This is a genomic window from Larkinella humicola, from assembly GCF_008727875.1.
GTDB lineage: Bacteria > Bacteroidota > Bacteroidia > Cytophagales > Spirosomataceae > Larkinella > Larkinella humicola.
In genome coordinates this window covers 462,359-483,551 of the sequence record NZ_VTWS01000005.1, presented here as the reverse complement: position 1 = coordinate 483,551, position 21,193 = coordinate 462,359, and the positions used below count along the sequence as shown (strand labels likewise).

Sequence of the window (21,193 nt, the reverse complement as noted above, 5' to 3'; positions counted from 1 at the left end):
ACCGACTACTATCTTTCGTTCATGAACCAAAAACGCCTTATCCTCGCCAGTCCGTTGCTGGAGATTGTTATCAGCCGGTTGTGTCAGGAACTGATTGAAAACCACCAGGATTTTGCCGAAACGGTGGTGCTGGGCATGCAACCGCGCGGTATTTATTTTGCCGAACGCATTGCGCGGGAACTGAGCCGGACGCTGCAGAAAGAAATACCGCTGGGCTACCTGGACGCCACTTTTTACCGCGACGATTTTCGCCGGCGCGAGTCGCCCTTGCGTCCCAACACGACGCATGTGCCGTTTCTGATTGAAAATAAGAAGGTCATTCTGGTCGATGATGTAATTTCGACGGGGCGGATGGTGCGGGCCGCGCTCGATGCCATGACGGCTTTCGGGCGGCCCCGAACGATTGAACTGCTGGTGTTGATCGATCGGCGGTACAACCGCGATCTGCCCATCAAACCCGACTACATCGGCAAGCGCGTCAACACGCTGGAGTCGCAGCGGGTACTGGTGGAATGGACGGAGCAGGGCGCGGAAACCGACCGGATCTGGCTGATGGAGTAAACGGTTCTCTTCTGTTTAAAAACTTTTGCGGTTACGATTCTAAATCCTACGACCATGCTGGTTAAAATCCTGATTGGGTTGGTGGCGGTGCTCCATCTCTACATCCTCTGGCTCGAAATGTTCGCCTGGACCACCCGGGGGCCGAAAGTGTTCAAGAACTTCCCGGCTCACTTATTTCCGGCAACCAAGGCCCTGGCGGCTAATCAGGGCCTGTACAACGGTTTTCTGGCTGCCGGTTTGATTTGGTCACTGCTCATCAGCGATCCGGTCTGGCACGCCAACGTGGCGCTCTTTTTCCTGTCCTGCGTGGCCGTCGCCGGGCTCTATGGAACCCTGACGGCGGATAAAAAAATCTTCTTTACCCAGGCTCTGCCAGCCTTGATTACGATCGGGCTGTTGCTGGTTCAATACAACTGGTGAAGCTGGAGCCACTGACGACACAACGATGAACGAACACACCACCCCCACGCTGAACGACTGGCTGGGCGGTACCAACCGGCTGGAACAACTAACGACGCTCTTCTATCAGAAAGTTTTGAAGGACGAACTGCTCGAACCCGTCTTCCGGCACATGTCGCCCGAACACGCCAGCCACGTCGCCCATTTTATTGGCGAAGTTTTTGGCGGACCCAAACACTACACGGAAACCGACGGCGGAAGCCACGCCAGCATGGTGGCGCATCACCTCGGAAAGCAGCTCGACGAGCCCAAACGGCGTCGGTGGATGAGCCTGCTGCTTGAAAGCGCGGATGAAATTGGCCTGCCCGACGACCCGGAGTTCCGTTCGGCGCTGCTGGGCTATCTGGAATGGGGAAGCCGGATTGCGGTGTTGAATTCGACAGCGACCGACAACCCTGTTCAGGCCGATGCGCCAATGCCGGTCTGGGGCTGGGGCGAAACCGGTGGCCCGTATGTCCCGGAGTAAGGGTCAGGCATAGATGACAAAACCGCCCGGCGGAACGGTGAGCAGAATGGCGCGCCCATTGCGAACCTCCACCCGGGTCGTTGACTGAACCTGGGCGGGAAGGGTCGAATACAGGCACGTCAACAACGTTCCGGGCCGGTGGAGTTCATGGTCGATGGTTACCCAGGCGGTTTGCTCGCTGTCCGGGTCGGAATTGATGGCACAGACGATTTCCTGCCGGTTGAAAAGCCGCGACCAGGGCACAACGGAGCGCAGTGGGTCGCCAGGCAGGGTGGGGAGCCCGAAATGAATACCGTCGCCGGAAATGGGCCGCAGGTATTGCCGTCCTCTCCGCAATGCCAGGTGCTGTTTTCGCAACGCCAGAATCCGGGCGATGGCTTGAAACGTGGGGTGGTCTTCCCGAAAAAAATGACGCTGGCGGCTCCGGAAAGCCCCAAAATCCCCGCCAAACAGGGCTTCCCGAACGGAATGCTCGTCCCCCTGCCCGTCGAAACCCTGTTCCGTGCCGTAATAGAGGCACGGGATTCCCAGCGTGGTGGCCAGAAGTCCCACCGCGGCAAGGAGTTGCGGGCTGGCATCCGGGTCGGCGCAGAACCGGGTTTTATCCTTACCCATGGAATTGGAATCGTCGAAACCAGTCACGAACCGGTTTCGAAACCAGGTGTGTGACCCCTTGCCGATCGCTTCAGAATGGCGGAAAAGATGAAAGTAATCGGTGGGGTTCCGGTATCCTTTCACCACGGAGGCAAATTTTTCGGGTAGATTGTCGATGCCCGAAGCCGCATCCAGTCCGATTTGTTCCAGCGTCTCGCAGACCTGCTGCCGCTCCCCGGTCAGTTCGCTGATCAGGTAAAAATTCTCTTTGCCGATGCCGGCGGCAAACTCCTTCAAAACGCCGGTGAAATACCGGATTGCGCCGGGGTCCAGGAGATAGGCCGGGTCGATCCGGTAGCCGTCGAGGTCGGCGTAGGCCATCCAGAATTTATACACCTCACAAAGTGCTTTCAGAGCCGGGGCCGGGTGGTAGTTGGCCCCGCAACCGTGGCCGTGGTGGATGTTTTTCAGAGACGCCACATCGCCTTCGATGCGTTCGGAAGCGGTGGCCGACGCCCGGATTGCTCCTTTTTGCGAAAAGGTCGATGGCTCCTGAAAATCGGCGGGCCAGACGGCGCCGTCGGGCCAGGCATCCGGCCGTTTGGTAAGGTCAACGGGTTTAAACGGCAATGACGGATTGCCATGCTGGTCGCGGTAGCCCATCACCGGGTGGGGCAGGTCCCCTTGGTGGTAGTTCGGTTGCCCGGACTGGTAGACAAACACATCGCCCACGTGATTAAGGATAATATCCAGGATAACGTATAGACCATACGTGTGGGCCGTTTCCACCACTTCGCGGAATGCTTCGGGCGTGCCAAACCGGGGTTCGACATCCAGAAAATTCTGAATACCATCTCCCGTATACGTTTCCTGGGCATGGGCCTGTTTCAGAACCGGACTGATCCGGACGACGGTGACCCCCAGCCGTTTCAGATAGCCCATCTTGCTTTGTAACCCTTTCAACGTTCCGCCGGCAAAACGACGCCCTGCCACCCGCCACGTTTCTGCTTCTGACGCGGTTTGTACGGCATTTTCTGCATCGGAAGGGGCGAAAACCGGGGTCGTGCCGGAATGAACGATTTCGCCCGCATTCGACAGAAAGCCCTGTTCATGCCCATCCGAAAACCGATCCAGCAGCAGAAAATAGAGAACCTGGTCTTCCCAGGCTCCGGGCGATGGGTGGAAAGTCCGGTTGGTCAGGGCTTCAAAATTGATCTCGTTAATCTGTCGGTACTGTAGCATGGTTTTAGGAGGCCTTTAAACGCTACGGATTGGGTGGGTCCGGTTCACGCCGATTTACGGCTGAAAATAGTCGGTTTTTTGCTCATCTGGGCAATAGGATCGACTGATCATTCCGCAATACCGGAACATTCCTTATCCGCAATTGCCCTTTCTGAAACCGCCCCGCGCTGGTTGCGAGCGGAAGTTAGACGTCACCCTGCCAAGTCGTTCGACGGCTGGATTTATCGGTAATTGTGGTGTTCTAAAATTCGGTTGATTCTCGGTTTTGAGTGGCCATTACTGTGAGAAAAACCGTTCTCTAAATTTTTTCAAATAAAATGATTGGTATGCAAATGTCTGAAATTCAAGTATTTGTACCAAAGAATAACAAAAAATTCCATTGGCACCGCTTTTGCATTATTCATCTCGCTAGCAAATCGAATACTGATTATCAGACAAAAGGATTCATAAATCCATACCTATGTCCATAGTTTAATGGCAAAGGATGGCCTGTATGAAGTGTAAGAGAAGAAACGGGGTATTTAGGCAAATACCCTTTTGTTGGATCACAAAATTGCTCAACGGTACTTATGATTTCAAATCTACCTGTACGCATTACGCGTTCTCACTTCCCTGTCCAGTTTCCGAAGCATGTTTTTAAAATAGCCTTGCTTCTTGTTGCATCTTTTCAGTTTGCCATGGCCCGACCGGCGGATACTCCGCCCCCGCATGCTGCAAAAAATGCCCGGTTTTCTCCGCCCGTAATCGATAGCCAGCGGTATATCGGTCTGACGATTTTCAATTTCGAGACGGATGCGCGCATCGACGACGAACGCATCGAACATTCGGCCGCCACGGGCTGTAATGCCGTTGAAATCACCATCAACTGGGACCGGGTTTATCCCACGGTCGAGAGTAGCGCAAGCTGGGATGTGATCGATTCGCACATTCAGACTGCCCAACGGCTGGGTCTGAAAATTGCGCTGCGGGTCCATGTCGGTCGCGACGCGGTGCGGCTTGGCGGCTTCTGGGGGCTCCACGAAACCATGCAGGCCGCCGATAGCTCCCGGAACCTGACCAAGGGAATTATTCAGTTTTCGTTTTCACACAAACAAACCGTCGATCGGGCCAATTCGTTTGTGCTGGAAGCTGCCAACCGCTACCATTACCTCCAGGAACAGGGTCAGCTTCTGTTTTTCTCGGTCGTGTCATCGCCCGCGCTGGAGGCTGAATATTCGCCGGTTTACGATCCCCCGTCGGGCAACAAATACGTGGTTCCCTACGATTACAGCGTGTCGGAGCTGGAAGCCTTTCGCCAGTATCTGCAGGCCCGCTTCAGTTTGGCTCAGCTCAACCAACGCTGGGGAACCGACTTCAGTGAGTGGAGCCGCGTGCGACCGCTGCCCCACATTCCTTCCAATCCGTATGCATCGCACACGGGGATTCGGGGCGAGGACTGGTATGTGTTTCGGCACCGCCAGTTAAAAGGGTTTATCGACAAGATCAACAACACCGTCAAAGGGGTCGATCCGGGCATCGTTGTCGTCAACCAGCACGGGTGCGTCTGGGACCGGCTCTCGGGCTTGCGGGCGTCGCTGGCTTTCAAAAACCTGGGCCAGTCGGTCGATGGTCTGAAGTTCAACGACGGGCCGGATTACAACCACCGGTTTTCGATGGATGTGGTTCGGACGAACCTCCGGCCGGGCGCGTTTATGATCAACGCCGTGGACGGGATGTTCCACACGTCGGTATCGACCGAGAAATATTACGAACAGATTTCCCAGTGTTTCGAACACGGCGCCAAGATGCTGACACTGGCCAACTTTGGTGGCACAAACGCCCGGCAAAAACTGACGGATCTGATTACGATGGTGGTCAACAACGGGTTGTTGAACCAGCCCGTCACCCAGGTTCAGACGGTCGGGGCAGCCATTGGCTATAAACTGTCGGATATTTTAAAGAACCACATGATCGCCCAGGAGCGGTGGGGGCAGCGGTATGCGCAGAACGGGAACAAACCGGTACGAATTGAACTGGATGAAGATTTGCTTCGGAATGAAGCCCCGGTGATCAATAACCTGCCCGTTTTGAGTCAAACCCTGACCGACCAGGCGGCTTCCGTGGGGCAACCCTTTAGTTATTCGATTGGACAGGCTTTTACCGATACGGATGGTTCGATTGTGAGTGTTGAAGCGAGCGGCTTGCCGGAAGGCATCAGGTGGGTGAGTGCAACGGGCGAGTTTACGGGCACCCCCACGCGGGTACAGTCGGCCATGGTGACGCTGACGGCCCGTGACAACCTGGGTGCCACGGTCACCGGAAGTTTCCGGATGACGGTCACCGATCCCGGCGGAACCAACCAGGCTCCGGTTGCCCCGGTTGTTGCTGTTCCCCTGGGAGAAGTCGGGAAAGCCTTTTCGCACGTACTGCCACCGTTCACCGATCCCGAAGCGCAACCTTTGATTCACCGCATTGCGGGTACGGTACCGGGGTTGACCTATTCGGCAGAAACGAACGCCCTGACTGGCACACCAACCACGGTGGGCGTGTTTTCGCTGACCTATACGGCGGCCGACCCTTCCGAAGTGGTTTCCTCAGTTCCGTTACAGGTTACCATCCGTGAAGCCGCTCCGGTGGTGAAACGAACCGGTAATTTTGAAGGCTACCTTGACAAATACAACTGTGAGGGCGACATCTGGGGCTGGGTCTGGGACCGGAACCTGCCCAATACGCCCATGCCGGTGGAAGTACTCGACGGTCTGAATGTGATCGGCACCTTTACCGCCAATGTCAACCGACCGGACCTGGTGGCCGCCAAAAAAGGCAACGGTCTGCACGGGTATCAATTCCTGATTCCGGCCAGTATCAAGGACGATAAACCGCACGTCATCAGCATGCGGATCGAGAATTCGGATTATTATCTGAAGGGCTCGCCGATCACGCTGAACTGTCCGTCCAGTACGGCTCAGGTGGCCGAACCGGGCAATACGCCACCCGTTGCCGTTCCGATTCCCATCCTGTATGCATCGGTCAATGTCCCATACTCGTATACAATTCCGGAATTCATTGACGATGAGAACCAGACGCTCATATACGCCATGTCCGGGGGCGTGGTTGGACTGACCTATAACCAGGCTACGCATTCATTTAGCGGAACACCTACCCAACTCGGTACGTTTACGGCCAGTCTCATTGTATCGGATGGTCAGGGCGGATACACGCCCTCGCTGGTGACGATTGTGGTAACGACGGCTCCCCAAAACCGTCCGCCGGTGGTGAGCCAAACCATTCCGGATCAAACGGCGCGCGTGGGAGAACCCTTTGCGTATACCCTGGCGGCCGGTATTTTTACCGATCCCGATAACAACCTGAGCAGTATTCAGGTGAGTGGGTTACCTGATGGCCTGACCTACAACGCCGGCAGCCGGTTGATCAGCGGGACGCCAACCACCGATGGGGTGGCCACGGTAACGGTGAAGGCGACGGATGCGTTGAGTGCAACGGCCGTTACATCGTTCAGGATTACGACCAATGCCGCCCCCAAACCGGCCCCCATTCCCAATCTGCCACCGGCCATTGTTCAGGCTCCGGTCGATCAGACGGTTACGGTTGGGCAGTCTTTCATTTTTCAGGTTCCGCTTGAAACGTTTGCCGATTCCGACGGAACCATCGCCAGCATCGCCGTCAGCGGTTTGCCCGCGAGCCTGAGTTATAACCAGAGCAACCGTACCATCATCGGAACCCCGACCGCGCCCGAAACCGCAACCATCACGATAACGGCCACCGATGACGACGGCGGAACCGCCACGGTTGCGTTCAAACTGGTGGTTGTGGCTTCGCCCTCACCGCCGGAAAACAAGGCTCCGCAGGTCAGCAGCCTGATTCCGAACCAGACCGCTACCGTCGGACAGCTTTTCAGTTATACGCTCGGAGCCGGGGTCTTCACGGATTCGGATGGCAGCATTTCGAAAGTAGAAATTGTGAACGGCTTGCCCAACGGACTGACGTATACACCGGCTACGCGGGTGATCAGTGGAACGCCGACCGCGCCCTCCACCACGACGGTGACGGTGAAAGCCACCGACAATCAGGAAGGCTTCGTAACCACCACCTTCCAGCTATCGGTGAACCCGGCGCCGGTTCCGGAAAATACCCTGCCCGTGGTGGCACAGACCATTCCGGATCAGACCGGAACGGTCGGACAGGCGTTCAGCTATACGATCGGAGCCGGGGTCTTTACGGATCCGGATGGCAGCATTTCGAAAGTGGAGATTGTGAGCGGTTTGCCCACCGGGCTGACGTATGCGCCAGCTACGCGGGTGATCAGCGGAATCCCTACGGCTCCCACCACCACCACAGTGACGGTGAAGGCCACCGACAACCGAGAAGGCGCCGTCACAACGACCTTCCGGCTGGCGGTGAACCTGGCTCCGAATGTCCTGCCCATCGTGGCGCAGACCATTCCGGATCAGACCGGAACGGTCGGCCAGGGGTTCAGCTACGCGATTGGCGCCGGGGTCTTTACGGATTCGGACGGCAGCATTTCGAAAGTGGAGATTGTGAGCGGTTTGCCCACCGGGCTGACGTATGCGCCAGCTACGCGGGTGATCAGCGGAATCCCTACGGCTCCTTCCACCACGACGGTCACGGTGACGGCGACGGATAACCGAGAAGGCTCCGTCACGACGACCTTCCGGCTGACGGTGAACGAGGCTCCTGTCAATCAACTGCCCGTTCAGGCGCGTGACTTGCCTGGCCAAACGGCAACGATCAGCATTGCGTATTCCTACACAATTGGCAAGTCGCACTTTTCGGATCCGGATGGGAACATCGCGTCGGTCGAGGTCACCAATTTGCCAAAAGGACTTTCCTACAATCCGACAACCGGTGTCATCAGTGGCGTTCCCACAACGGCTCAAACCGTTGCGGTCAGCGTGAAGGCAATCGACAACAAGGCGGGTTCCGTGGTCGTCACCTACAACATGACGGTAAAAGAAAACATCGTCATGAAACTCTACAAGGCTGGGAAAGGGCCGGAACCGCAGAACTTCATTCAGGAATTGAACCACGAGACGGTTTTGATGGCCAATACGCTGCCAGCGATGATCAACATCTTTTTCGAAATTGAGACGAAGGTACAGAGTGTGAAGTTTGAGCTCACGGGTCCTAAAAATGTCAATTTTCAGGAAAATTTTGCGCCCTGGGCACTGGTGGGCGACAACGGAGGAATTCCGCCCCTGGTTGGGGTCTACATGCTGAAAGTGACCGGTTACAAAAACCCCAATGTGCAGGGCAACCAGCTTGTCACACGGCTCATTACATTCTACATCAGGAATATTTCCGGTAAACGCGAGAACGCCGAAGTTTCGGTGGCAAACCCCGGCCTTACCGCCGAATCGGCGGTCTGGGGTGTTTATCCCAATCCGTTCCGCGATCAAATCACGGTTAACCTGCCTCAGGAATCCCAGGAGCAGATCGTACCCCTGGCACCGTATCGTTTCTCGATCGTTTCGCCGACGGGACAGCAAGTACCGGTTTCGGATCAGGACACGCGAATTGAAGCGGGCAAGGCTACCCTCAATGTACAATCGAACAACTTGCCGGGGGGAATGTATCTGCTCCAAATTCAACGGGGAGAGGGGCTTCTCCGGACGCTGAAAGTACTCAAGGAGTAATTCCAGCGAGCCAATCAATTTAATAACCTGGACTAACAGAAAAGCCTGCTTCCTCTGGAGGCAGGCTTTCTATATAAAAAAGGCTCTGTATTTCGTTGTAGAAAAACCGTTGGAACGGAAAGGCAATACGAAATGTAAACTGCTAAATGAAACGTAAAGCGTGCCGGGCCACCTTGACCGGTTGCCTTCCTTTCCAGGGACCCCCCAGCAGCTTCCACAGAATCCTTGTGTTTGGGTGGAGGCTGGTTCGGGAAAATAGGAAAATATATTTACGTTTTTCAGTAGTTGGCTGGTTTGTAACCGTATTTGAGGTTTTATAGCTTTAAAGTTTACTACCGAATAATAAATTTGATAAGTATTATTACTTAATTTATTTGCGGATTATTACCTTTGAACTGTCTTACCGTAACTGTACTTTTAATGAACACGCTCAAGAACGCATCCTACCTGACGACTTCAAATCGGTCACGCAATCAATTGCAGTCCTGTAGTTTTACGAATTTGCCACAAGCCATCGGGTGTGCCAACCAGTTTTTTATGGAAGGCCTGAATGCCCAGATTGTTGCCCGCGACAATACGTCTTTTCTGGTTGTTTCTCCCGAAATTGCCCGCCAAATGTTTACAAAAGGATTTCGTTTGCTGTATGGCAACTAATACTTTGGAAATAGATTTTTACTAGTGAGAATATCAGGTTATTTGAAAAGAAAAAACCAGTCAATTGACTGGTTTTTTTCTTAACTACTCTATCCATGTTACTATCTTTTTTTGTTCTTGCCCGGAGTTTCGTTCAGGATTGCACGGTAATCTGATGCTGCAGTTCAACCCGCCGTTCGGCTCCCAGGGTTAAGTAGGCCCGGAAAACGCAGGTGGCCTGTTTCTGATACAATCCCGCCGAATACCACCCCAGCAAACCCGGCTGCTGCTGGCCATTGACGACCTCGACCTGTAAGGCCGGATCGATTTGCAGGACTACCAGCCGTTTTGTTTGGGGGTGAGAAAGGATAAAATGGTTGCGGCCTTTGGCCCGGAACCGGATGGCCGGATGAACGTGGAAAAGGACTTCAACCGTATGATTTCCATTCCGTCGGCTTTCGACCTGATCGTCGATCAGCAGGCGGTTGTTTCGTTTATCGAACTCCATCCGGCGCTGGTGTGAACAACCGATCCGGTCATATCCATTGTGGGAGGCAATAACTTCGTCAGAATAGTCACTTATTTCGGCTTTGTGGGTCGTGGTGACATACGGGTTCAGCCACCGCAGATCGGGGTCCTGCAACGCCTGATTTTCGGAGTCGATGCAAACCGTATTGTGGGCGCGGGTGCTGACAAAATACCGGCGCCAATCCGAATTGGTGTGGTGTACATACGTGCCTGAATCGACGAAAAAAGGCTGTCCATCGACGTGCATGACGAACGACAGCGCATCCGCGTGGCCGTGGGGAACCAAAGCCGAAGCGCCCAGCGTGGCAGCGTTGAAATGGACGTAAATTTCACTTCTCCCGGGCTCCTGTTTGCGGAGGATGTAATGCCCTTCTGCCGGGTAAAACTGGCTGCCCAGGGTCGTTTCCCGCGCCGGAACGGCCTTGAATTTCTGAAGACCTTCGTCGCCGAAAAGCAGGCGGTTTTTCAGGTCGAAACCGTGCGATCGTTCTTTGGAAAGCGGATCACCAAACAGAATCGCCGAGGCCGTGAGCAGCGACCGGAAAGGGCCGTCCGGTGTCGGGTCATCCAGACTCCACAGGCATCCGCTGCCTTCATCACCATAGGCGGGTACATGGCCCTGGTCGTCGAGCAACTGGGCGATGTACGAAAGGATGTTCTCCAGTTGGTGGGTATACAGGTCTGAAAACGGATTTCCGGTGCGTAGACCGGTCAGGTAAGAGAGCAGCAAAAGGTCCGTAATGAACGGAATAGAACCGGCGGATTCCGCCCGATTGATTCCGTTGGGCCCCTGTTGTCGCTGCATTTCCTGCTCCAGACCACTTTGAGCAAACGAATTCCAGGCCGGCGATTCCGGGAACTTCCAGAACGAACTGGCGACAAACAAGCCCGCATAGCCGGCAATGAGCTGGTGGCTGGCGGTCGAATGAAACGGGAGGTTGTTGCGACTGTAGAGGCAGTGCTGGTAAATGATCGGGAGCCAGACTGATTCGACAAAGCGTTGAAAAACCGGGTCGGTTTTTGCCAGAATAGACGCATCCAGAATATTCCAGCAGATAAACCAGTTGACCAGCCGGATGTTCACTTCCAGATTGCTGTACCAGTTGACACCGAGCAGATAAGGATTGGCCTTGACCCAGGTCGAAACGAGGGTAATAAGCCGGCTTAATTCCCGCGGGTCGGCCGTGAGCTGGTAGCGCAGTGCCAGTGCCGGCAGAAAAAGGAACCGGTTGACCTCCCAGACGTATTCGACATTCCCAAAAGCCGCGTTTTGAATATTGATTTCCTTCGCGTAGGTCAGCGGAAACCGTTTGTTGGTACTCAGGTCGAGGTGCCAGTCAACCGGGTAGCTATAGTCAAGTGTCTGCTCAAATATCTTCTGCTCGTTTAAAAGCGGAAAAGCCGGAAGGATGTCGGAGGAAATGGCGAATATACGCTCGGGCCAGGTGGCTAATAGAACGGTTGCTTTCCAACCAACCTGTTGTTTATCAGACTGTTTCTGGAAATACTGTCGCAGCCGGAAGCCCACTTCTGCGGTCGATAAGGACCGCAGCCGGTAATAAAACCAGTGATACCGATTCAGCATTTTTACGTTACACGTTGAGTAAGAATCAGAATAAGCCCGTTGCAGACCAACTCTGTGAAAGATGAATGAGTTGGGCGTGCCGAAGCGATGCAGGGGCATGAAAGCAATCGGTGAAGGGCCCGGTGGTGCTTCTATACGCTCTTTCGAACGGCTTGCAGCAACACACCAGGCCATACCGGTCTTTCATCGTTTGCGTTGAGTAAATGGCAGTATGGGTGTCGACGACCGCTTACCGGGCATTCTCATTCGTTTCCCGGCAGGCAGCATCGGCCTGTTTTCAGGAAACCAGTAGGTTGAAGAATTTCGCCAGTGTGACAATGGATTTAACTCTCCGACGACTGACCGAAAGGCGGGTTTCGTCTGATAATTCAACCCAGCTATTGTGCATATCGTGCAAATCCATTTGAATAATATGCTCCGGATTGACCAGATGCGACCGCGAAATACGCCAGAAGGAAGGGTGATATTCTTGTTGTTCCTTCAGGGTATAGCTAGAAACAAAACCGTTCTGTTTGTTGAGAAAAATGCGGCTATAGTTACTCCAGCCTTCAAAAAAGAGGATTTGTTTGGCAGAAATCGTGACAGCTCTCCCTCTGCGGTCTCTAACTTTGATACTGGTGCGTGCGGTATTCATGGAAAAGTAACGATGAGTACATAGCTTTCTTTAACGTTAGCAAACACTATGCCATTATGTTACTATTTTTCCTTTTTAGTCACAATTGTTGTCCGTTAATTAGCGAATGCCATACCCCTTTACCTCAATTTAGGGCTTTCATTCGGCCCCTGATCGCCCACCAGCAAATTTTAAAATCCAGCCAAAGGGAGTGCTGGCGAGCATACCACCGGTCGTAGCGAAAAGCATGCGGCATTTGAATCAGGCCCGGTGTTGCAGCGGTCTCAAGGCGGGTTTGAACCAGGCCGGTAATGCCCGGACGCACCGTCTGGCGTTCGCGATAACCAGAAACCGTCCAGTATTGCGCATCATACTGAAGCGTGTGGGGGCGGGGGCCAACCAAACTCATGTCGCCCAGCAACACATTGAAAAAATTCGGTATTTCTTCCAGACGGCTGGTTCGCAGAAACTGACCCACCGGCGTGACGTCGGTCTGCGGCTGGTGAGTAGACTGGTATTTTTTCCGGGGATGATAAACCGTTGTGCGAAATTTAAGACAACGGAATGGGCGACCGTTCCGGCCGGTGCGAAGTTGGGCAAAAATAACGGGCCCCGGTGAGGTCAGGCTGACGGCCAGCGCAATGAGGGGAACGAGCCAGATGAACACAAGGGCCGTCAGCAGTAAGGTAATGAAAAGGTCAACTAGGCGCTTTCCGACCCGTGCATACACCGTGGGTGCGCCCTTTCCCGTGCTGTCGGCACGGGAAGGAAGGGTATGAACCCTGGATACAAGACTAATCATACACGTTGAGAGTAAAAAGAATCAATATTAAATAAGTACAGTTTATGCGTTTGACTGAAATCACCGGCTATTCCCCTGAAGTGGACAACATTTAGTTGTATTTAACCAACATAAATAGTTGATTATTTAAGGTTTTCCGGGTAGGGAGAGTATCTTTTGGATCAGAGATAGGACAAAAAGAAGGACTTTTTGACTTAAAATATATTTTTTAAAAGAAATAACGGGGTCAAAACCCACCCAAGCCTACTTGAACACGATTATTTATCAGACAATAATAACCCTCAAAAATTCCCCGGACAACTAATCACTTTGAAAAGTGAGTGAGTGGTTTTTCTTCGTTTTATTATTTTTTTGGATTTTCTGGCCGTATGGTGGCCAGATCCCGTTTTTGCCCGGGAAAGACCATCGGCGGGGTGTTTCGATGGGCCAGCCTACTTGACCTCCCGGCGGTTACTTAGTCAGTACTTAGTAATTATTTATGCAGTTATTTGCAGGAAGTCATTGGGAAAAATGTATTTATTTCTGCTTTGGGTAGTATCTGAAAGATTAAAATTTAATTAAAATTAGTGTCTGATAAAAAATCTACTGTTCTTTAATTGAAGTGTAAATTACTGTAATTCATATAGTTAAAAGATTTTATTTGCTCCTTCAAATAGATGAAAAAATTATTTTATTTACTTTTTTTTCTAATCGGTTACCCAACATGTCTGATAATGTATTTACTTTGCATTAAGTAAAAGTACTCAGTATTATTCTCTGTCTGATATTGTGAAAGCATCCTCTACTCTTGCAAAGCTATTTTTTGCATTAGCGACCATTTCGGCGGCAGCGCAAACCCCGGCAACTATGTCGGGGTTTGTCTGGGAAATGGGCAATCGCAAGCCACTTTCCGGCGTCCACGTTTATTGGGCCGGTCACCAGACGGGAACGGTTACTGATGCCGCCGGTTTTTACACCTTATCCGTTCCGGCAAACGATAGCCTCACGGTAATTTTTTCATTTGTAGGTTACGAAACGGTTACCCGCAACCTCCTTGCTAAGCCATCTAAGCAGACACTGGATATATACCTGACGCCCGGGCAGACCCTGACCGAGGTGTCGGTTAAAAGCCAAATGGCGCGGCCAAAAGATAGCGACAACGCCCAACTCAGCCGCATCGAAGTTCCGATTGCCCAACTTCATAAAATACCGGCTTTGCTGGGCGAAAAAGACGTACTGAAAGTGATTCAGCTTCTGCCGGGTGTTCAGAAAGGATCGGAAGGAAACGCGGGCGTCTACGTCCGGGGCGGTGGGCCGGATCAGAACCTGATTATGGTCGACGAAGCCGTGGTCTACAATCCCAGCCACCTGCTCGGCTTTTTCTCGATATTCAACGGCGACGCCCTGAAGGGAGTCGAACTGACGAAAGGCGGTTTTCCGGCGCGGTACGGCGGCCGGCTGTCGTCGGTCATCGAAATGGGCATGAAAGAAGGCGATAAGAACAACCTGCATGGTACGGGCAGCATCGGTCTGATTGCCTCCCGGTTAACGCTCGAAGGCCCGTTGCAGAAAGGCAAAGCGTCGTTTCTGGTGTCGGCGCGGCAGTGTTATTTAGGATTGCTGACGCAGGCACTCTCGCCGGGCCCGGAATCCGGCCTTCCGTCCCGTTCCGGTTTCTACGATTACAACGCCAAACTTTCGTTCGATCTGAGCCCGCGCGACCGCGTGTATCTGAGCGGGTATACGGGAGCCGACCAGTTTACCAGCCAGCGGATTTACAACGACCGCACCCTCGAATCGGGGCTTGGCTGGGGAAACTCGACGGGTACCCTGCGCTGGAGCCACCGGTTTTCCAACCGCGTGTCGGGTCATACGGCGCTGGTTTTCAGTCACTACAAAATGCAGGTTTCCAACGAAGAAACGGCCACGATTGCCAACCAGCCCGGGGCGGTTTTCCGGCTGGAGTATCTGTCGGGCATCCGGGATTTTACGCTGAAACACGACCTCGATGTCTATGCCGGTTCGACGCATCAATTGCGGTTTGGTTTTCAGGCAACGTCTCACCGGTTTACGCCCAGCGCGGTCGTTTCGGCCAAACTGGAAACCGGCACACCGTCGGTGCGGGGCGATCAGGCCATCGAGGTGGTGGAATCCGGGGCGTATGCCGAAGATTTCTGGCAGCCGACGAACCGCTGGCGCATCAACGCCGGGTTGCGGCTGAGTTATTTCTGGCACAAAGATGCACAGTATTTCCGGCCGGAACCCCGCCTGTCGGTGGCCTACAAACTACCGGCCGACTGGACGGTGAAAGGAGCCTATGCCATGATGAACCAGTATGTACACATGCTGTCGAGTTCGGGTGCCGGGCTGCCCACCGATCTGTGGGTGCCTACTACCGACCGCGTGAAACCGCAACAATCTGAGCAACTGGCTATTGGGGTCGTGAAAGATTTCAATGCCGACATTGCGCTCACCGTTGAGGGCTATCACAAAACGATGACCAACAACATCAGTTACAAAGAGGGCGCCAGTTTTCTGCTGACCAACACCACAGCCACGGGCGCGCCCGCCCGTTGGGAAGATAATGTGACGGCGGGCAAAGGCTGGTCGTACGGGGGCGAGGTGATGCTCCAGAAAAAAACCGGTCGCTTATCCGGGTGGCTGGGTTACACGCTGTCGTGGACACAATGGCAATTTGCGGATCTGAACGGCGGCCGGAAATTCTTTCCGCGCTACGACCGTCGGCACGACTTCTCGGTGGTTGGCGTATATGAGCTCCGTCAGCGGTGGACATTGTCGGGAACGTGGGTGTACGGAACCGGCCAGGCCCTGACGGTTCCAGTGTCGCGGTATGCCGTGAGTGCCAACAATCCGGATCATTCCAACCCCAGTGCCAGCCCGTTTATCGACACCCGAAACGTGAAAGATTACGGCGAGAAGAACAGTTTTCGGGCCGAAGCCTTCCACCGGATGGACCTCAGCCTGCAATACCATACCAAGAGAAAGTCGCGCGAAAGTATTTGGGAATTAAGTGTTTACAATGCTTACAACCGGCGAAATCCTTTTTATTATTCGCTGGAAGGGAAAGTGGAAATCGACAACAAACCGTCGAAGTCGGTGCTCTATCGGTATTCGCTTTTTCCGGTCGTTCCCACGGTTAGTTACACGTTTAAGTTTTGATTTGAATACAACCGAGTATCCTTGAATACAATCACGTACAGCTAATGCAATGGAGCATTTCTGTACGATCATTAAAGTACAGTGGGTGTAATTGAGTGCTCCTGTGCGGTTTTTAAAATGCAGTGGGTGTAATTGAGCACTCCTGTGCGGTTTTTAAAGTGCAACAGGTGCAATGGAGCACGGTTGTGCGGGTTCTGAAGTGCAAGGGGTGCAATGGAGTACTCCTTGTGCGGTTTTAGTGAATAACTCTCTGTCTTACCCACTTATTACCATGAAACGGATATACGTCGTATCTCTGCTTGTTATGCTATTGGCCACCGGTTGCCAGAATATGCGTCAGGAAATTGAGCCCGAAGGGTTAACGCAAGTCGCTAAAAAGCTGGTTTTGATTGGATTCATTTCTCCGCAGGACACGGTTTTAGCCATCAAAGTGAACAGTACCCGCCCCGTTGCCGATCCCAATTACACGACGAATTACGGCGTGGTACGGGATGCCAAAGTAACGCTCACGGCGGGTGGCCGGTCAATTCAACTCACGTATAACGGCAAGAACGATTATTACCAGGCCGATCCGAAAAAATTTCCGATTCGGGCGGGCGAGACGTATCAGCTCACGGCGCAAACCCCCGACGGGCTGAGTGCCTCCGGTGTCTGTACGATTCCGCAGGCCCTGCGCCTGCAACAGGTTCGGCTCGATTCGTCGGAGGATGCCAGCCGTCAGAAAGAATATTTTGTCCGGTATTATTGGCAGGATGCGCCGTCCGTAACCAACTATTACCAGACAATTGGGGTCTTTGCTTATGCCAAGTCGTGCCCCACCTGCAAAGCGGAAGCAGGCACGAAGCCCAGGGCCGAAACCACGCCGGTTCTTTTTGAATCGCTGGGAACCGTTAACACGCTGTTGTCGGACGGTGCCAGAGACGGCAAAATGCTGGAATCAAACCGGGGGCTTCTGAACCAGAGTACGACGACAACCCAGACTCTGTCTGACAAAATGACCTTCGTTAATCTGTATGACAAGGCTACTGTGAAGGCGAGCTTACTCCATGTGGATGAGGCCTATTACAAGTATCACCAGGCGCTGGAACTGCAAAAAAAATCGGATGGGAACCCGTTTGCGGAGCCGGTTTTATTGCCCAATACGATCACGGGTGGTCTGGGTTGCTTCGCCGGTTATAACCAATCGACGGTTACGGCAACCTTTAAATAACAATTTTTCCCGGGATATTAATTTTTATCAAATTTTATTCCGTACAAATACTCAATTTTTGTTATCATTGTATACTTCTTTGAAAGATGCCCCAATCAGCCATGAAAGACTACATCGTTGTCCATTATGACGGCAACAGCACGAATCTTACCTACACCGATACGGAAGAAGATGCCCGCGCTTATCTCGCTGCGTTGATTACTACGAATCAGGTACGTAAAGATGATACTTTGTCCATCGTTCGGGTCTGTGACGATTATTTGGTCTATTTCAAGCGCCGGAATAACACGCTCAAAACCGTTCTGGGAAAAAAAGCGCAGACCTCGGTAAGCTGGAGCGAGTTCTGGCTGGGGCCAACCCAGGAATTACTTACAAAGCTGTATAAAAAATTAGCCAATTTAGGCATTGCTTCCGGGGGGCGGTAGGGTATCTCTTCCTCAGCGTTCTTCCGGGCGGTACACCGAAACTATAGGTTTTCCTGTACCCAAAATGTAGGTCTTTGCGGATTGAATGGGGGAGCCCCGAACTAGACCTTTGTGATGGTCAATCCATCTAACAAAGGCTCTCATGCACGCTGTTTCGTCTACCCCTGCTCCTCAACCGGTTCGTACCGCCGAATCCGATCCCAAAAATGACGGCTTTTTTGCGGTCCTCTACGACATCATCCGGAATCACCCGCTGCTCTTCACGGCGTTTTTCATGATTCCTTTTCTGGCATTACTGATTTCACTGGGGTTGAAATGGTACTATGTCTTTCACGATACGACGCATTATTTGTCTGATTTTCAAATCGATCCCGTAACCGGAAAGTGGACGGACGCTCGGGCGTATTTTAATCCGGGGCTCGACAAATACATCCGTGAACTCGACATTGCCGGTTTGCTCGGCGGGATTGTCGGAATCTTTATCGGTTTATACGTCACGGTCACGACGGAGAAAGCCAACCGCCTGAAGGAACGGCTGAACCAGCAGGAAATGGAGCACATCAAAACCCAGACCAATCTGCTGGTGCAGGCTACGCAGTCGCTCAACACGCTGATGATCGACGTGAGCGGCAAAGTCAACGAAAAAGTGTTGCTGATGGAAGGCTCCGACGAGGTGCTGAAAGGCATTGGCCGGGTGGTGGAATCGGCGCAGTCGCAGGGCAATGATCTGCTCGTTCTGTCCAATACTGCCCGGGTGGAAGGCATTGCGCCGTTTCGGATGGATTACGTCGCCAAACATGCCGACCTGAAACCGCACGAACTCCGGAATGCAACCCAGTTCGACTACGCCCGCAAAGCCGAAGGGCTGCAACGCGACTGCACGGACGTGGAAAACAAGCTGAAAGGAGCCGCCATTTCCCTCCAGAACATGGGCAGCGACGCCCACGTCGAGTTTGTGACCCTCAACGACCAGAACGAAGGAGCAAGTCACGCTTTTCTGAAATACCTCGGCAAAGTCATCAACGAACACGTTCTGGTGGAAACCTACCGCCCCGGCAGCAACGCCCTGTTGAGCCAAACCGACAGCGTTCCGCATCACAACCGGTTTTTGATTCCGTCGTCGGCGACCGAACCGACCGATCCCAAAGCCTTGCTGGTGAACCAATTGTATACCGAACACACCCAGGCCATTCGGGAAATGCAGGAACTGGGCATCCGGATTACGAAAGCCAACAAGACGCTGCCCGTTCAGTTGTTCATCAGCGCCCCCCGCGAAAACAAACCGGGAATCTACCGGGGTCTGTGCGTTTGTATTCTCGGCAGCGGTTCCAGCACAAGCGGCCGGGCCACCAAACTGACGGCTTTTTTGACCGAAGACCCGCACATCGTGGCCTCGATGACCGAGCTTTTCTACGACTACCAGACCGACGGCAAACTGAACACCCAGGAATTTATCCGCCAGATGATCTGATGAATACCTTCCTGTTGATCCAAAAATTGTGGCCCTTCGTCCGGAGCTACCGGGGAAGTCTGGCCCTGGCCCTGCTGCTGACGACCATCGGTGCCCTGCTCGCTCAGGTGACGCCCCTGATGATGGAACACACGGTCAATACCGTCCAGAAGGTATTGAAACAACCCATTGACAAACAGGAAGTAAGCTGGGTAGTCGGGACGCTGGTCGTGATTCTGCTGGCCAAGGAAGTGCTGAGCTTGCTGGTGCAACTGGGGCAGAAGTTTCTGAGCGACCGCATCCGGTTTCGCATGGCCGCCGACCTCTACGATTACACCATTCAGCGGATTGTTTCGTACCACCTGTCCTTTTTCGCGTTGGGCCAAAACCAGACCGGGAAGCTCGAAAAACGCATCGACAAGGGCATCGAGAGCCTGACGAAAACCGTCAAAAACCTGTTCGTGGACATTGTGCCGATGCTGGCCAATGCCGCTTTTGCGCTGATTCTGATTTACAACAAAAATGTCGGGGTGGGCGTTGTCGCCACGCTCGTGCTGCCGGTTTATGCCTACATCAGCCGGGAACAGACCAATCGCCAGAAGCAGATTCGACGGAATATTCAGGAAATCCGGGAAAACAAGGCCAATGCGCTGTTTGGGCTGCTCGAATCCATTTTCGTGGTCAAATCCTTCGTGCGGGAAGGCTACGAACAGGGCCGCCAGCACGACCTGAACCACCGGCTGGCCGAGAACGAAATCCGCCACCACCGCACCAATTACCTGTTTGACGGGCTAAAAAGCGTTGCTGAACAGGTGGGAATCGTGCTGGTTTTTGTCGTAACGATCTATTTTGTCCTGAATCGTCAGATGTCGGTCGGTGCCATTTTGCTGCACATTATGCTGTTCAACAACGTGTCGGCGCCGGTTCGGCACCTGCACCGCATCTACGACGAGTATACCGAAGCCCTGGTGTATGCCGAAGGATTTTTCGATATGATCGAGAACAATACCTATGTGCTCGAGCGCGGTTCGCTGAAATCACCCACCTGGAAGGGGCATTTTACCCTTCAAAACGTGGATTTTGTCTATCCCAACGGCAAACAGGCGTTGCGGAACATTACGCTCGAACTGCAACCCGGCAAAGTGACGGCCCTGGTGGGTTTGTCGGGCGCGGGAAAAAGCTCGGCGCTGAATCTGCTGGCCGGTTTTTATGACCCGACGCGGGGCCGCGTGCTGCTCGACGGCCAGCCGTTATCGGACTACAACAGCGAATTTGTCCGGGAAAATGTCGGGCTGGTATTGCAGAAAAACCACATTTTTGCCGGCACCGTCGAAGAAAACATCCGCTACGGCAAGCTCGACACGCCGTTTGAGGCTGTGGTGGAAGCCGCCCGCCAGGCCAGTCTGCACGATCAGGTGTTGCAGTTGCCGCAGGGCTACCAGACCGAAGCCCGCGCCCTGTCGGGTGGTCAGCAGCAGCGGATTGCGATTGCCCGGCTCTTCCTGAAAAATCCGCCGGTGCTGCTGCTCGACGAACCCACCGCCAGCCTCGATGCCATTACGACCGAACAGATAAAGGATAGTCTCGATGCGATCAAGCAGAACCGGACGGTTTTGATCATTTCGCACAACATCAGCCAGATCATGGACGCCGACCAGATTTATGTCATGCAGGAAGGGGAAATTGTGGGTCAGGGAACCCACGAATCGCTCTACCGCGACGGGGGTTTGTACCGCGACATCATTGATTCCAACGCCCGCTCGATGAATCTGACCCGTTTGGCGGCCACGGTTCTGGGGTAAGAAAAACCGC

At 53.4% G+C, this 21,193-nt stretch carries 14 protein-coding genes; 10 read left to right on the top strand and 4 right to left on the bottom strand.

Features of this window, described 5'->3' with window-relative positions:
* The first annotated feature begins 21 nt into the window (after positions 1-21).
* Genes pyrR through F0P93_RS20805 form a run of 3 tightly spaced genes read left to right on the top strand, consistent with a single transcriptional unit; the run spans position 22 to position 1,486 of the window.
* Positions 22-561 (top strand): bifunctional pyr operon transcriptional regulator/uracil phosphoribosyltransferase PyrR, encoded by a 540-nt coding sequence (gene pyrR, locus F0P93_RS20815; RefSeq protein WP_150879512.1) that lies wholly within the window; start codon positions 22-24, stop codon positions 559-561.
* A gap of 54 nt (positions 562-615) precedes the next feature.
* Positions 616-981 (top strand): DUF1304 domain-containing protein, encoded by a 366-nt coding sequence (locus F0P93_RS20810; protein WP_150879510.1) that lies wholly within the window; start codon positions 616-618, stop codon positions 979-981.
* A 25-nt stretch (positions 982-1,006) separates the two neighbouring features.
* The gene (locus tag F0P93_RS20805; protein ID WP_150879508.1) at positions 1,007-1,486 is read left to right on the top strand and encodes a group II truncated hemoglobin; all 480 of its coding nucleotides are present in this window, start codon (positions 1,007-1,009) and stop codon (positions 1,484-1,486) included.
* 3 nt (positions 1,487-1,489) lie between these two features.
* Here the strand turns inward: F0P93_RS20805 and F0P93_RS20800 are convergent, their stop codons facing one another.
* Positions 1,490-3,322 carry an alpha-amylase family glycosyl hydrolase gene (locus tag F0P93_RS20800; RefSeq protein WP_150879506.1) on the bottom strand — a complete coding sequence of 611 codons (1,833 nt, stop codon included), beginning with the start codon at positions 3,320-3,322 and terminating at the stop codon, positions 1,490-1,492.
* A 677-nt stretch (positions 3,323-3,999) separates the two neighbouring features.
* On the opposite strand from F0P93_RS20800, the gene F0P93_RS20795 reads away from it, so the two are divergent.
* The gene (locus F0P93_RS20795) at positions 4,000-8,976 is read left to right on the top strand and encodes a putative Ig domain-containing protein (RefSeq protein WP_191908878.1); all 4,977 of its coding nucleotides are present in this window, start codon (positions 4,000-4,002) and stop codon (positions 8,974-8,976) included.
* A gap of 420 nt (positions 8,977-9,396) precedes the next feature.
* Positions 9,397-9,630 (top strand): hypothetical protein, encoded by a 234-nt coding sequence (locus F0P93_RS20790; protein ID WP_133299898.1) that lies wholly within the window; start codon positions 9,397-9,399, stop codon positions 9,628-9,630.
* A 133-nt stretch (positions 9,631-9,763) separates the two neighbouring features.
* On the opposite strand, the gene F0P93_RS20785 is transcribed toward F0P93_RS20790, so the two are convergent.
* The 3 genes from F0P93_RS20785 to F0P93_RS20775 all read right to left on the bottom strand — a co-directional run bounded on the left by F0P93_RS20785 (position 9,764) and on the right by F0P93_RS20775 (position 13,137).
* A complete protein-coding gene (locus F0P93_RS20785) occupies positions 9,764-11,722 on the bottom strand; it encodes a heparinase II/III family protein (RefSeq protein WP_191908877.1) in 1,959 nt (652 codons plus the stop codon).
* Between the two features lie 277 nt (positions 11,723-11,999).
* Positions 12,000-12,356: a LytR/AlgR family response regulator transcription factor gene (locus tag F0P93_RS20780; RefSeq protein ID WP_114408088.1), complete on the bottom strand. Its 357-nt coding sequence runs from the start codon at positions 12,354-12,356 to the stop codon at positions 12,000-12,002.
* A 124-nt stretch (positions 12,357-12,480) separates the two neighbouring features.
* Entirely contained in the window at positions 12,481-13,137 is a 657-nt protein-coding gene (locus tag F0P93_RS20775; protein ID WP_150879500.1) for a sugar transferase, read from the bottom strand.
* 846 nt (positions 13,138-13,983) lie between these two features.
* On the opposite strand from F0P93_RS20775, the gene F0P93_RS20770 reads away from it, so the two are divergent.
* From F0P93_RS20770 to F0P93_RS20750, 5 genes are all read left to right on the top strand, one after another.
* Positions 13,984-16,296: a TonB-dependent receptor gene (locus F0P93_RS20770; RefSeq protein WP_150879498.1), complete on the top strand. Its 2,313-nt coding sequence runs from the start codon at positions 13,984-13,986 to the stop codon at positions 16,294-16,296.
* Positions 16,297-16,567: 271 nt separating this feature from the next.
* Positions 16,568-17,506 (top strand): DUF4249 domain-containing protein, encoded by a 939-nt coding sequence (locus F0P93_RS20765; RefSeq protein ID WP_191908876.1) that lies wholly within the window; start codon positions 16,568-16,570, stop codon positions 17,504-17,506.
* 86 nt (positions 17,507-17,592) lie between these two features.
* Positions 17,593-17,931, top strand: coding sequence for a hypothetical protein (locus F0P93_RS20760; protein WP_150879494.1), 339 nt, complete (start codon positions 17,593-17,595; stop codon positions 17,929-17,931).
* A gap of 142 nt (positions 17,932-18,073) precedes the next feature.
* Positions 18,074-19,402, top strand: a complete 1,329-nt coding sequence (locus F0P93_RS20755) for a hypothetical protein (protein ID WP_150879492.1) — start codon at positions 18,074-18,076, stop codon at positions 19,400-19,402.
* Complete coding sequence (locus tag F0P93_RS20750; protein WP_150879490.1) at positions 19,402-21,183, top strand: ABC transporter ATP-binding protein; 1,782 nt, start codon at positions 19,402-19,404, stop codon at positions 21,181-21,183. Before F0P93_RS20755 ends, F0P93_RS20750 begins: the two co-directional genes overlap by 1 nt.
* The last annotated feature ends 10 nt before the right edge of the window (positions 21,184-21,193 follow it).